The organism is Shewanella seohaensis (assembly GCF_023283775.1).
In the GTDB taxonomy this organism is placed as follows: domain Bacteria; phylum Pseudomonadota; class Gammaproteobacteria; order Enterobacterales; family Shewanellaceae; genus Shewanella; species Shewanella seohaensis.
Genome location: NZ_JAKILE010000018.1, coordinates 57,916 through 70,307, shown reverse-complemented (window position 1 = coordinate 70,307; position 12,392 = coordinate 57,916). Strand labels below are relative to the sequence as shown.

Sequence of the window (12,392 nt, the reverse complement as noted above, 5' to 3'; positions counted from 1 at the left end):
AGTAGCACTAACAAAGCGGGGCGTCCAGAAATTTAGGGGTATTCCGGCACAATTAATTAAAGCTTGTGCCGGAGGTCACTCATAGCGACAACAAATTAGATTTGTGCGTCGATGAACTCTTTTAATTGAGTTTTTGACAGTGCGCCAACTTTAGTTGCCGCTAATTCACCGTTCTTGAATAACAGTAAAGTTGGGATACCACGAACGCCATATTTCGCTGGAGAAACGTTGTTTTGGTCAACGTTTAATTTAGCGATAGTCACACGACCTGCGTACTCTTCGGCAACGTCGTCAAGGATAGGAGCGATCATTTTGCATGGACCACACCATTCAGCCCAAAAGTCTACCAATACTGGTAAATCGGCCTTTAATACGTCGTTTTCGAAGCTGTCGTCGCTCAGGTATATAATTTTATCGCTCATGATGTTCTCCAGTTTGGTTGCCATTGCTGGTTTGTTAATGGCTTACCATGTATATTGGGGCTGAAAAATAGCTTTTCAAGTTACCTTTTTACAATGTGGCTATTTCAAACGATCGAGTATCTTATTGCAACCCCAAATGGTATGCTTGCGCTATGAGCCAAACACATTTATCTAATCAAAAATTTGCCGACCTTCCTCTGCATCCAGAGGTTAAACAGGCACTTGCCGAAAACGGCTTTGAATTTTGTACGCCGATTCAGGCGTTATCATTACCCGTATTACTTCAATCAAAAGATATCGCCGGCCAAGCCCAAACGGGCACGGGTAAGACAATGGCGTTTTTGGTTGCCACATTTAACCATTTATTGTCGACGCCTGTTCCTGAAAACCGTCAGTTAAATCAGCCGCGCGCCATCATTATGGCTCCAACCCGAGAGCTGGCGATTCAAATCGCGAAAGACGCAATTCTTCTAGCCAAACACAGCCACTTAAAAGTCGGCATTGTCTATGGCGGTGAAAGCTATGATGTACAGCGTAAGACGCTCGATCAAGGCGTAGATATTCTGATTGGTACTACCGGGCGCATCATTGATTACGTTCGTCAAGGAATTATCAATCTCGGTGGTATTCAAGCGGTGGTACTAGATGAAGCCGACCGTATGTTCGATCTTGGTTTTATCAAGGATATTCGTTTCCTATTCCGACGTATGCCCAGTGCCGATCAGCGTCTGAATATGCTGTTTTCGGCGACGCTTTCGATGAAAGTGCAGGAACTCGCCTACGATCATATGAATGATCCTGTGAAAGTCGAAATCGCCCCCGAAGAAAAAACCTCCAAGAACATCAAAGAAGAAATTTTCTATCCTTCCCAAGAAGACAAAATGCGTTTGCTGCTGACGCTGATTGAAGAAGATTGGCCAGAGAAGGCTATTGTTTTTTCAAACACTAAGCACAGTTGTGAAAACCTATGGTCTTGGCTTGAAGGGGATGGACACCGCGTTGGTTTGCTGACGGGCGATGTGCCGCAGAAGAAGCGTATTCGCATTCTCGAGCAATTTACCCAAGGCCAATTAGATATTCTGGTCGCGACCGACGTTGCCGCGCGCGGACTGCATATTTCCGATGTTTCCCACGTCTACAATTATGATTTACCTGATGATTGTGAAGATTACGTCCACCGTATTGGTCGTACTGGGCGTGCGGGTAACAAAGGTGTATCGGTCAGTTTTGCCTGTGAAGAATATGCCCTGAATTTGCCTGCGATTGAAACCTACATCAATCACTCTATTCCTGTGAGCAATTATGACCGTGATGCCTTGCTGGAAGATATTCCGCCGCCGGTCAAAATTCATCGCAAGCATCCTGCGGGAGCACGCAATTTACGTGAACGCTCAGGTGCAGGGCGACCACAAGGTGCCCATCGTAGTGGTGGACGTCCACCTCGCCATGACAGGACGCGTAGACAGCCTTAAATGCCAACACCCGCTTATGCCGCCATTACTTTAGGCTCTAATAGCTTTAATATGCTGATCGCTAAGACAAAAGGCGGTCAGCCACACATTATTGCTAAATACAAACGTAAAGTAAGGTTAGCCGAAGGCATTGGCGAAGATGGTCATCTAACCGCAGAAGTGATGCAGCGTGGCCTAGATTGTCTAGCAATGTTTGCCCAAATGTTAGCGCTGCATAAAATCCATCCTAATCATGTCGCTGTAATTGCTACCGCGACACTGCGCTGTATCCATAATGCCGATGAGTTTAATCAGAAGGCGATTCCGCTTTTGGGTCATCCGATTGAGATTATCTCAGGCATGCGTGAAGCTGAGCTGATTTATCAAGGTATGGTGGCGACCACTTGCGGCCAAGGTCGACGTTTAGTGATCGATATTGGTGGCGCCAGTACCGAGTTTATTATCGGTGATGGTCACCAAGTTCAGTTTAAGACCAGTTTGCCTATGGGTAGCGTGACCTTTAACCGTCGCTTCTTTAACAACGCTCCGTTGCAAGAGCTCGATTTTGACGATGCCAAGCAGGAAGTGTTGGAAGTCTTAGGTGAACATAGGCAAAGGTTAAAAGACTTAGGATGGCACTGTGTGGTGGGGGCTTCTGGCGCGGTGCAATCTGTGGTCGAAGTCTTAATGCACCGTAAGCAGTCTGAAATCATTACCTTAGCTGTGCTGAATCAGCTTAAAGCGGAAATCCTTGCTGAAGAACATGCGAGTCTTATGGGGATTATCGGCCTTAGTGCCGAGCGCGCACCGACATTTGCCGCTGGAGTGGCGATTTTACTCGCGCTCTTTGAATTCTTGGGGATTGAGCAGTTGACGCTATCAGGCGGCGCACTGCGTGAGGGCGTGCTAGTGATGCTGGCACAGCGAATTTTAGAAGAAGCGATTTAACTTCAAATCCATTTTAAAAAGATAAAGGCCGCCAAGTGTACACTTGGCGGCCTTTATGATTTACCGACTCGAGATTAGTTTAAAATCTCGACTAAATCTTTTTCGAGCGAGACGGTTGGACGCTCAACAATACGGCCAATTTCTTTACCCTGTTGTAGCACGATAAAGGTGGGAATACGCTTGAATTCGTATTTTGCCGCCAGTCCTTCAGGATCTTGCTTGCTGCGATCAACCCCAATATAAGTCACTTTGATATTGGGGTTAGCCACTTCTTCCATAATGCGAATAAAGCGGGGTGTTTCGCGATGGCAGTCTGGGCACCAAGTGCCGATGATGACCACGATTTCGGTTGGCTCAGTGATATTTTTAAGAGGGGCTAAGGATGCGGTATCCACTTGATAGCTCTTGTAGCCCTCAGCAAACTCATTGAGATCTTTTACTAAATGTTGCGCTTCAACTACACCAGTTAAAATCACTTCTTGTTTCTCCTCGCTGCAGGTGGCAATCAAGCCCTGTTGTTGCTCTTCAAAGCCACAGCCGCCATTTGCTAGTACTTGGCAGCTAAAAAATAACGCGGTCGTGGCGAGTAATGCTTTAACGTTATTGTGCATGATATGCCCTCGAAATCGAAGAATAATAATGAGTTTGCATTCAAACACTAATTTTCGTTTTCTAAAAGTTGCCAATGAGTTTGCTGCAAGCCAGATCACGTATCGCTAATGTAAAACTTGCTTCTGCCTGCAAAAAGTTTGCTATTGCTCCAATAACTTGGCGAGGATCGGTTTATTGGCCTCGGGGAAGTCGTAATGGCTCAGTTCATGCCTATTGACCCAAGCAATCTGTTGCCCTTCAAGCCCTTGCGCCTCTCCCGTAAATTCACTGACAGTGTGAATATCGAGTAACACTTGTTTATCGGGATAATCGTAGCTTAGCGCCATAAAAGGCTCGCTTGCGCTGACGATTAGCGCAACTTCCTCTTTTAGCTCACGAATTAAGGCTTGGGTGACGGTTTCGCCCTGTTCGACTTTGCCTCCTGGAAATTCCCACTTACCGCCTTGATGTAAATGTTCTGGTCGCTTAGCGAGTAGGATTTGCCCGTTAGGGTTGAGGATAATGCCGACGGCAACATGAATGCGTTTTGTCATAAAATTCTGCTTATAAAGGGCTGATTATTGAGTATTACTCTTTGAAAAAGCTTTCTTCGTCGTAACCGAGTTCATCTAACGCGTCGAGGTCAAACTCAGATTTGACCGGAATAGCATGTTTTTCGGAGGCCCAATCGCCGAGGTCAATCATCTTGCAGCGCTCGCTACAAAAGGGTTTGAATTCCGATTGAGGAACCCATTCTACTGGGGTTTTACAAATGGGACAGTTGACGGTTAACGGCATAATAGACTTCTCCTTAGCAGTCGACTGAAATAACAAGGAAATCGCTGAGTATCGCAATTATGCGGCTTTAACTCAGCAGTAGCTTAGAGGTCGTTAGTGTAAAGGCTTCAGGCACAGGTCGCCAGTAGGAATTCGATGCTGCGGTCGGAGTGGCGCTGTTGGTCGAATTGGACAAAGTGGATGGCGTAGCGATTGCGATGACCACTGATGGTGGGGTAGCAGCCGTGGGCGGCATCGACTTTGACGCGTACTAGCGAGAGCGCTTGAGCGCTGTCACCTTGGTAAAAACCGGCATGGGCGGTGGCGTTATCGAAATGGGCGGTACTGCGGGTAAGTTGAAGTAAAAGCGTGATGGGGGTGAGAAGGGGATCAAAATGGCTGATCCAAGCTTGGTAATCTTGCTGTCTTTCTTCCCAGGGTTTGGCGAGCCAAAAATGCAGTTGGGGGAGGTCGAAGTTACAGCAGGCACCTGGCATGCCAAAACGCTGTCGCAGAGCCGATAAAAATCGGTCTTGTTTGAGTTGACTACCACAGCGCTCGGGACGCTGTAGTGGCTCTCTGGCTTGCATTAATGCTTGAATGTAAAACTCAATCTGTTCGCTATCGACATGGTCGAGCTCTTGCCATTTGCTCAGTTGAAGCAGATTGCGCTCGATATCTTTAAGGACTTCGTTGCGATAATCGCAACGCTCCGATAATTCGCACAGGGAGAAAAGAGGGTAGAAACATCTATGCTGGTGGTCGTGATTTAGATTATTACCGAGCTGTTTATTGAGATATTCGAGGCGCAAATAGCTGCGAATCTTCTCATTTAAAGGCTGTTCGTAAACTAAGTCAGTCATGGGCGTCGTGATTACCAGATAATTGTAAATAGCGCTGGTGCAATGCTTGCACCTCTTGTTTTAGTTTTGATATCTCTCCCTGATTATCAATAATGTCGTCGGCTCTAGCGAGTTTGTCATTGCGACTACATTGGCTATTAATGATGTTATTTACCTGAGTGGCGTCCACATTGTCCCGTTTTACGGTACGGCTTACTTGCAACTCCGGCGAAATATCCACCACTAAAGTCCGATTGACTAACCTATCTAACCCGTTCTCAAATAGCAAGGGCACAACCATAATTACATAGTCTGAGGTAGCATTTTCGACTTGTGACAACATTTCTTGGCGGATCATAGGGTGGAGCAACTGATTCAACCATTGGCGTTCTTGCTCATCTCTAAACACCCGTTGTCGCAGCTTGGCTCGGTCAAGCTCTCCAGCTTCGGTTACTATTTCAGTGCCGAAGTGAGCAATAATTGCTTCGAGTCCTTTTGAGCCTTTAGCGACGACTTTGCGAGCTACTACATCGGCATCGACTAAATCAACACCTTCTTCGGCAAATAAATTGGCCACGGTAGTTTTACCGCTACCAATGCCACCCGTTAGACCTATGACAAACTTGGACATAAGATTCCCATCTAGATGAGGTACCTACTCGATACAGACTATTCCGTACGAACTTGAACGCCAAACGCTGAAGAAAGAAAGGTACACCAGTGTTTTTACAACGTACTTAGATACCAATCGACTATAGGTTGTCCCCAGATTAGCGCTATCCAACCAGCGGCGGCAATATAAGGCCCAAAGGGGATTGGGTTTGCTAGCTGATTACGTTTGAGCACGATGAGCGTGATGCCGACAAGGGCGCCAACTAAAGAAGACAGTAAAATGACTAGGGGGAGCATTTGCCAACCTAGCCATGCGCCAAATACGGCGAGCAGTTTAAAGTCGCCATAACCCATGCCTTCCTTACCTGTGAGTAGCTTAAACAGCCAAAACACCGACCAGAGACTTAAATAGCCCGCTGCAGCACCTATAACGGCATCGGTTGGAGTGGTAAAGGTATGGTTGAGGTTAATGAGCAATCCTAGCCATAGGAGTGGAAGGGTCATCTGGTCGGGAAGCAGCATCTCATCGAGATCAATACCCGTTAAGGCAATCAATACGAAGGTTAATATCGCAGCAAACACAAACTGCCAGCTAGGACCAAAATGCCAAGCTATTGTTGCAACTAATAATCCTGTTACTAACTCAATAATCGGATAGCGTGAGGAGATTGCCGCATCGCAGGCGGCGCATTTTCCTCTGAGCATAAGCCAACCCACAATCGGCAAATTATGCCAAGGCTTGATTGCGGTTTTACATTTAGGGCAGGCGGAACCTGGCACCACTAGATTGTATTTTTCAGGGTAAGTATCTATCGGTTTATTGAGCTTTTCGATGCCAATCTGCTTTACAACATCAGCATGATATTCCTGTAGATATTGATTGCACTCCTGTTGCCATTCGCGCTTCATCATTACCGGAAAGCGGTGAATGACGACATTTAAAAAGCTACCAATAGTGGCGGCAAACACAAAGCTTAACGCAATAAATAGCCAAGGACTCTGAGCGAGAGAGTGGCTTAAAAGGGATGTAAAGTCTGACATTGCTAGTTCTTATTATTACTCATTAAATCAGTTGTTTGGGTTCGTTGCGTTAAGCTTAACCTACGATATTACCCATTTGGAAAATCGGCAGATACATACCGACAATCAAACCGCCGACCAAGATACCAATCACTACCATCATAATTGGCTCGATAAGGCTTGATAAGCCATCAACGGCATCATCAACCTGCATTTCATAAATATTGGCCACTTTGTTTAGCATACTATCGAGTGAGCCAGACTCTTCACCAATCATTACCATTTGGATTAACATATCGGGGAAAAGCCCTGTGGTGCGCATGGCGACGTTCATCTGCATCCCTGCCATGACTTCTTGGCGTACTTTTAATAACGCGGCTCGATAAACCGCATTACCAGAGGCTCCAGCAGCTGACTCCATGCCGTCAATTAAAGGCACTCCTGCCGCAAAGGTGGTGGCTAAGGTACGGGAAAATCGTGCCATAGCTGCTTTATGCAATATCTCGCCGATAACGGGAATTTTAAGCACAAGTTCATCTATTCGATCCCTAAACATTTGTGAATTTCGGTGGGCGCGGACAAATAACCAGATACTGATAGCTATGGCAGCGAAGAATATATACCAAGAACTCTGTAAAAAACGTGAAATGCCAACGATCATCTGGGTGAAAGCAGGAAGCTCAGCACCAAAGCCCTTAAAAATATCTTCAAATTGCGGTACTACAAACAACAAAAGCAGTGTTGTTACTGCTATCGCTACTACAACGACTGCGGCAGGGTAAAACATCGCCTTTTTAATTTTGGACTTTAAGGCTTCAGCTTTTTCTCTGTAGGTTGCAATTCGATCGAACACAGCATCAAGAGAGCCTGAATGCTCACCCGCTGCAACTAAGTCGACATAGAGATCATCAAAATAGCGTCTATGGGGGCGTAGTGAGTCTGACAATGGAATACCCGATTGTACCTCTGATAATATAGTACTGAGTAGCTCGCGCATTTTTTGTTTTTCATGGCCACGGCCGAGCATTTCTATGGTGGTAACTAAGGGAACACCAGCTGCCAGCATAGTCGCTATTTGGCGTGTCACCATGGCGATATCCATAGGCTTGATATCTGGATTTCGAGCGAAAAAAGGCGATGCCTTTTTGCGGACAACTTTAGGGTTAACCCCTTGAAGCTTAAGCTGGCTTTTCACCTCGGCGACACTGGTGCCTTTTAATTCGCCACCGGTTTTTTTGCCATCACGGTTCAAACCTTTCCACTCAAAGGTGTATGTCTTTAGTTGGCTCTTTTGCTCGTTCTTTTTGGCGCGAGGCTTTTTTACCGTTGTTGCCGTAGCCATAGTGTATTCCCATTAGTCACAGTTAATCCCTGTTAGGCATTGCAAGCTATAAATTTACCGTCATTAGATTAGTATATATAGCGAAAGATAAATTGGTTATTTAAAACAGTTAAGCGAGCTGTGTCACGCAATTCAATTCAATTAAAAGGGGTTAAAAGCTGGTGACTCGGTTTACTTCAGCAATACTGGTTACCCCTTGGATAACTTTAAGAAGGCCCGATTGACGCAGATCTCTCATCCCCTGTGTTTTGGCTTGATCTGCTATCTGTAACGAATTGCCCCCTTCCATAATGGTGCGAGCAATTTCATCGGACATTTTCATCACTTCGTAAATACCTACCCGTCCTTTATAGCCGCCAGAACAATGCTCACAACCTACAGGTTTATAGGTGGTAAATCCTTGAGTTATTTGCTCATCCGTAAAGCCTAAACGTTGTAACTCATGTTCAGGAATTTGTTCGGGTTGCTTACATTCAGTGCAAAGCCGCCGTGCAAGTCGTTGAGCAATAATAAGATTAACAGAGCTGGCAATATTATAGCCGGGTACACCCATATTGATTAAACGGGTTAAGGTTTCCGCTGCTGAGTTTGTGTGCAAGGTGGATAATACTAAGTGGCCAGTTTGTGCGGCTTTAATGGCAATTTCGGCGGTCTCAAGATCGCGGATCTCTCCCACCATCACTACATCGGGGTCTTGACGCAAAAAGGAGCGTAGTGCCGAGGCAAAGGTTAAACCGGCCTTTAGATTAATATGGACTTGGTTTACACCTTCAAGGTTAATTTCTACCGGATCTTCGGCGGTAGAGATATTGCGCTCGGCGGTATTAAGGATATTTAAGCCTGTATAGAGTGAAACAGTTTTTCCTGAACCTGTAGGGCCTGTGACTAAGATCATTCCTTGGGGTTTTGCCAGCATCTCAAGGTAAAGCTTTTCTTGGTCGGGTTCGTAACCTAGTTTTTCAATGCCGAGCTGGGCGGAGGAGGAGTCTAATATCCGCATTACTATTTTTTCGCCCCAAAGGGTCGGCAGCGTGCTCACCCGAAAGTCGATTGACTTAGTGCGGGATAGTTTCATCTTAATTCGCCCATCCTGAGGGACGCGGCGCTCGGCAATATCGAGTTTCGACATCACCTTTAAGCGAGCCGATAACCTTCCTGCTAAGCTAATTGGTGGTTCAGAGACTTCATGTAAAATACCGTCGATACGAAAACGAATGCGGTAGCGTTTTTCATAGGGCTCAAAGTGAAGATCTGATGCTCCCCTGCGAATCGCGTCAGTTAGGATTTTATTGATATAAATAACAATTGGTGCATCATCATTGCCGTCACTGGTATTGTCTTCATGGCGCTTATCAGTATCGGTAATCTCAATACCTGCTAAAGCGGCCTCGTCCATACCACCTAAATCGAGACCCGTAATATCCTCTTCGAGTACTTTTTCAAGAGCTTTAGCAAGCTTATCTTCTTCGACTAGAATGGCTTCGGCATGCAGCCCTGCACTAAACTGAAACTCCTCAAGTGCAGCAATATTGGTTGGATCTGAGGTAGCTATATAGAGGCGGTTTCCGCGTTTAAAAAGTGGTAAACAGCGATGTTTTTCAATTAGTTTCTTATTCAGAAATTCTTCTGGAATGGCACTAATATCAAATTCGGCTAAATCTAGTAGCGGGGTGCCATATTCTTCATAGCAAAGCTCGGCAATTGTGCGAGCAGACACTAGCTTAGTCTGAACTAAAGTTGTTACTAAGGTTTGTTTAGTTTGTCGGGATTTAGTGATGGCATTAGCCATCTGCTCTTCATTAAGCAGCCCTTTACGGATAAACAGGGTGGATAAACCCAAATGCAGGCCCGTAGATGGCATAAAAACTCCAAGTGTAAACAAGTATTGAAATAATAACGTCTTTATAGCATTTTGTCATACTTAGTCTGCAAAACGTTACGTAACAAATTGAACTCGAAAATTATAGTTACTTTAAATTGCAACTAAATCGCGATTCTGATTGTAAGAACCAAGGTTCCACGCTGAATTAATATAAAAACTTAAAGGAAGGAACATGACATTGAGTTCTTATTCATGGGCGGTGTTTGTTACTTTTGCCTGTGTTTTTTTTGTGGGAACAGTATTCGCATCAGATTTTGCTTATTTTACTGGCGTTAATAATGAGTACGATCTAAAGCGTTTTCTCGTACTGGGTTTTATTTGGTTAGCCTCATTAGGCGCTTGTTTTGTTAAAAATCTTGAGTTGCTCACCTTCTCAAGAGCGACTATTGCAGTAGGATTCATATTTTTGATATTGGCCCTAGTGTCGGCCTGTTTCGGTCTGCACCCCTTTTGGTCTATGGTCGAACTGGTTAACTTTGGTCTACTTGCGGTGGCCTTTTACTTGTTTGCTGTTTGTGCTAGGTCTATTAATCGTGCGACTTTATACTCTGCAATTTATGCAAGTGCATTACTTTTTTCTATAATGACACTTGCTAAATATATGTTATTTTTATTTTTTTCGTATGCAGACTCGCAGAGCTTCGATATCCATGGCTTGCTTTCGGGGTATGTAAATGTCCGTTTCTTTAATCAGCTGCAAGTAATGGTTATACCGCTACTTTTGTTGGCTGTTTTTACTGAAAGCTTAGCAGGGTTTAAACGAGTCACATTTGCTATTGTTGCTTTGCATGGGATGGTGTTGTTACAAACTGAAGCGCGGGGCGCGATGTTATCGCTTGCTTTCATGGCTGCCCTATTGTGGTGGTTTGTGGATATCAACGCCCGTAAGCGATTAATACTAACCCTGTTTCAAACCCTGTTTTTAGGCATAGGCCTTTGGCTTATATTCATTATCTTGGTTCCTTACTGGTTGATGGAAAATACTACTTTCCAGATGCGTACAGGCAGTTCAGGCCGACTAGATTTATGGTTGTATGTGCTTCACGCTATGCCTGAAAACCTGTGGTTTGGGTTTGGGCCGATGAGTTTTACATGGGCCGAAGGTAAGCCGTTACCCCATGCACATCCTCATAATTCAATAATGCAATTGCTTTATGAGTACGGCGTCATAAGCGCTATGGTGTGTATTGCTTGGGCGGGAAGTTGGATTTTTAAACGATTACGTTATCTCCAGCAAACAGAGGATTTGGTGCTTATTCCTATTGTTTATGCGCTGTTGTCAGGCCTGTGCTATTCACTGTTTAGTGGGGTGGTCGTTATGCCATTTGCACAGTTGCTGCTGGTGTTTGTGTTGGCATTGCAGATGCTCTCTCAAACAAGGAATGCCGTTAACATTGGAATATGGGCGCGGCTTGGGGTGTTTGTAAGTGTGACGCTACTGAGTGTATTAATACTGGCCACTTACCAACATGAGGCATTACGGTCTGCTCTGTTTCCGCGGATTTGGTTAAATGGATTACTTGGATATTAAATTAAAAGGCCGCTAAGTTAGCGGCCTAATTTTACAGCTTGTAATTACGGATAGGATTAAGAGCCTGCTTTGCAGGTTGCTGTTTCCCATGCACAGGTGATTGTAGTACCAGTTTCATCCAGAGCTTTAGTTGTTGCATTACCTGTAAGACTTGCTAAGTCAGTTGGTTTGGTAATAGCAGATGCACACGATTTAAATTCATGAGCTGGTATAGTCGCTAAATTCGCGATAACCGCAGCAGACGCTGCTTTTACATAAGCAGTGGCTTCACCTAAGCAAGCATTTACTTTACTTTTGTTGACGTACTCTTTATAAGCAGGTAGTGCGATTGCAGCCAAAATACCGATAATGGCAACTACAATCATTAACTCGATCAAGGTAAAACCCTGAGCTTGCTTGTTTAAACCTTTATTCATTGCTTTCATTTCTTTCTCCAGCTTACGCAGTATTAATTAACAAGTTAACTTGTAGTCACCCAATGATAAGTAAAAATGTTTATTTTACAATCACTTTTACTTATCTGTTTTACTTTTAGCTTTAGTCACTGTGGACAGTGCTTACAACCGTTAAGCCTATACTATGTTGGCTGATAAATCGATTTAAAATGTAACAATTTACCAACATACCATCTTGTATAGGTCATCGTTTGATGTATCGTCAAACATTTTGCATCTATCAATGTGCTCTTTAAAATGTGGCTAATATGCTATTGAGGTCGCAAGCCACATCAAATTGCACTGGTTTCTTGCTCTGGTTTCGCGCATAAAGGGTTCAATTTGCCCAAAACAATCTCACCCGTTACAGACACTATACCTAACTCTTTTGGCAAGAAGCTATGTGTCATGAATAAGCACTTCACATATCCCTTGCGCCAATCCTTTGCTGTCTTTCTGTATCCCTTCATGCAGTGAGTGAGATACAAAAATTCCATGTCTTTAGTGTGTCTAGCATGTCGCTATTTTCACTTCTGTAAA

General features: G+C 44.5%; 13 protein-coding genes. 3 read left to right on the top strand and 10 right to left on the bottom strand.

What is annotated here, in order from left to right; translation table 11 throughout:
* Window positions 1–95: 95 nt before the first annotated feature.
* Window positions 96–422, bottom strand: coding sequence for a thioredoxin TrxA (gene trxA, locus L2713_RS18375; RefSeq protein WP_011070766.1), 327 nt, complete (start codon window positions 420–422; stop codon window positions 96–98).
* 152 nt (window positions 423–574) lie between these two features.
* On the opposite strand from trxA, the gene rhlB reads away from it, so the two are divergent.
* Together rhlB and L2713_RS18365 are read left to right on the top strand one after the other, a co-directional pair.
* Window positions 575–1,894 carry an ATP-dependent RNA helicase RhlB gene (gene rhlB, locus L2713_RS18370; protein WP_086903875.1) on the top strand — a complete coding sequence of 440 codons (1,320 nt, stop codon included), beginning with the start codon at window positions 575–577 and terminating at the stop codon, window positions 1,892–1,894.
* A complete protein-coding gene (locus L2713_RS18365) occupies window positions 1,895–2,821 on the top strand; it encodes a Ppx/GppA phosphatase family protein (RefSeq protein WP_248968880.1) in 927 nt (308 codons plus the stop codon).
* Between the two features lie 74 nt (window positions 2,822–2,895).
* On the opposite strand, the gene L2713_RS18360 is transcribed toward L2713_RS18365, so the two are convergent.
* From L2713_RS18360 to pilB, 8 genes are all read right to left on the bottom strand, one after another.
* Window positions 2,896–3,432, bottom strand: a complete 537-nt coding sequence (locus tag L2713_RS18360) for a thioredoxin family protein (RefSeq protein ID WP_248968879.1) — start codon at window positions 3,430–3,432, stop codon at window positions 2,896–2,898.
* Between the two features lie 141 nt (window positions 3,433–3,573).
* A complete protein-coding gene (gene mutT / locus L2713_RS18355; RefSeq protein WP_248968878.1) occupies window positions 3,574–3,966 on the bottom strand; it encodes an 8-oxo-dGTP diphosphatase MutT in 393 nt (130 codons plus the stop codon).
* A gap of 34 nt (window positions 3,967–4,000) precedes the next feature.
* Entirely contained in the window at window positions 4,001–4,210 is a 210-nt protein-coding gene (yacG, locus tag L2713_RS18350; protein WP_011621218.1) for a DNA gyrase inhibitor YacG, read from the bottom strand.
* Between the two features lie 107 nt (window positions 4,211–4,317).
* Complete coding sequence (gene zapD / locus L2713_RS18345; protein ID WP_248968877.1) at window positions 4,318–5,052, bottom strand: cell division protein ZapD; 735 nt, start codon at window positions 5,050–5,052, stop codon at window positions 4,318–4,320.
* Window positions 5,045–5,662, bottom strand: coding sequence for a dephospho-CoA kinase (gene coaE, locus L2713_RS18340; RefSeq protein WP_248968876.1), 618 nt, complete (start codon window positions 5,660–5,662; stop codon window positions 5,045–5,047). The genes zapD and coaE overlap by 8 nt, the downstream gene beginning before the upstream one ends.
* A 95-nt stretch (window positions 5,663–5,757) precedes the next feature.
* Complete coding sequence (locus L2713_RS18335; RefSeq protein ID WP_248968875.1) at window positions 5,758–6,684, bottom strand: prepilin peptidase; 927 nt, start codon at window positions 6,682–6,684, stop codon at window positions 5,758–5,760.
* A 55-nt stretch (window positions 6,685–6,739) separates the two neighbouring features.
* Complete coding sequence (locus L2713_RS18330) at window positions 6,740–8,005, bottom strand: type II secretion system F family protein (protein WP_248968874.1); 1,266 nt, start codon at window positions 8,003–8,005, stop codon at window positions 6,740–6,742.
* Window positions 8,006–8,156: 151 nt separating this feature from the next.
* Complete coding sequence (pilB, locus tag L2713_RS18325) at window positions 8,157–9,866, bottom strand: type IV-A pilus assembly ATPase PilB (protein WP_248968873.1); 1,710 nt, start codon at window positions 9,864–9,866, stop codon at window positions 8,157–8,159.
* A gap of 193 nt (window positions 9,867–10,059) precedes the next feature.
* Between pilB and L2713_RS18320 the strand changes: the two genes are divergently transcribed.
* Window positions 10,060–11,418, top strand: a complete 1,359-nt coding sequence (locus tag L2713_RS18320) for an O-antigen ligase family protein (RefSeq protein ID WP_248968872.1) — start codon at window positions 10,060–10,062, stop codon at window positions 11,416–11,418.
* A 56-nt stretch (window positions 11,419–11,474) separates the two neighbouring features.
* Here the strand turns inward: L2713_RS18320 and L2713_RS20560 are convergent, their stop codons facing one another.
* Complete coding sequence (locus tag L2713_RS20560; RefSeq protein ID WP_283105345.1) at window positions 11,475–11,843, bottom strand: prepilin-type N-terminal cleavage/methylation domain-containing protein; 369 nt, start codon at window positions 11,841–11,843, stop codon at window positions 11,475–11,477.
* Window positions 11,844–12,392: the final 549 nt, after the last annotated feature.

Excerpts from the sequence above, each read along its gene's own strand:
- L2713_RS20560 (WP_283105345.1), bottom strand. The coding sequence starts at position 11,843 with ATGAAAGCAATGAATAAAGGTTTAAACAAGCAAGCTCAGGGTTTTACC.
- pilB (WP_248968873.1), bottom strand. The coding sequence starts at position 9,866 with ATGCCATCTACGGGCCTGCATTTGGGTTTATCCACCCTGTTTATCCGT.
- L2713_RS18365 (WP_248968880.1), top strand. The coding sequence starts at position 1,895 with ATGCCAACACCCGCTTATGCCGCCATTACTTTAGGCTCTAATAGCTTT.
- coaE (WP_248968876.1), bottom strand. The coding sequence starts at position 5,662 with ATGTCCAAGTTTGTCATAGGTCTAACGGGTGGCATTGGTAGCGGTAAA.
- L2713_RS18360 (WP_248968879.1), bottom strand. The coding sequence starts at position 3,432 with ATGCACAATAACGTTAAAGCATTACTCGCCACGACCGCGTTATTTTTT.
- mutT (WP_248968878.1), bottom strand. The coding sequence starts at position 3,966 with ATGACAAAACGCATTCATGTTGCCGTCGGCATTATCCTCAACCCTAAC.
- yacG (WP_011621218.1), bottom strand. The coding sequence starts at position 4,210 with ATGCCGTTAACCGTCAACTGTCCCATTTGTAAAACCCCAGTAGAATGG.
- L2713_RS18335 (WP_248968875.1), bottom strand. The coding sequence starts at position 6,684 with ATGTCAGACTTTACATCCCTTTTAAGCCACTCTCTCGCTCAGAGTCCT.
- zapD (WP_248968877.1), bottom strand. The coding sequence starts at position 5,052 with ATGACTGACTTAGTTTACGAACAGCCTTTAAATGAGAAGATTCGCAGC.
- rhlB (WP_086903875.1), top strand. The coding sequence starts at position 575 with ATGAGCCAAACACATTTATCTAATCAAAAATTTGCCGACCTTCCTCTG.
- L2713_RS18320 (WP_248968872.1), top strand. The coding sequence starts at position 10,060 with ATGACATTGAGTTCTTATTCATGGGCGGTGTTTGTTACTTTTGCCTGT.
- L2713_RS18330 (WP_248968874.1), bottom strand. The coding sequence starts at position 8,005 with ATGGCTACGGCAACAACGGTAAAAAAGCCTCGCGCCAAAAAGAACGAG.
- trxA (WP_011070766.1), bottom strand. The coding sequence starts at position 422 with ATGAGCGATAAAATTATATACCTGAGCGACGACAGCTTCGAAAACGAC.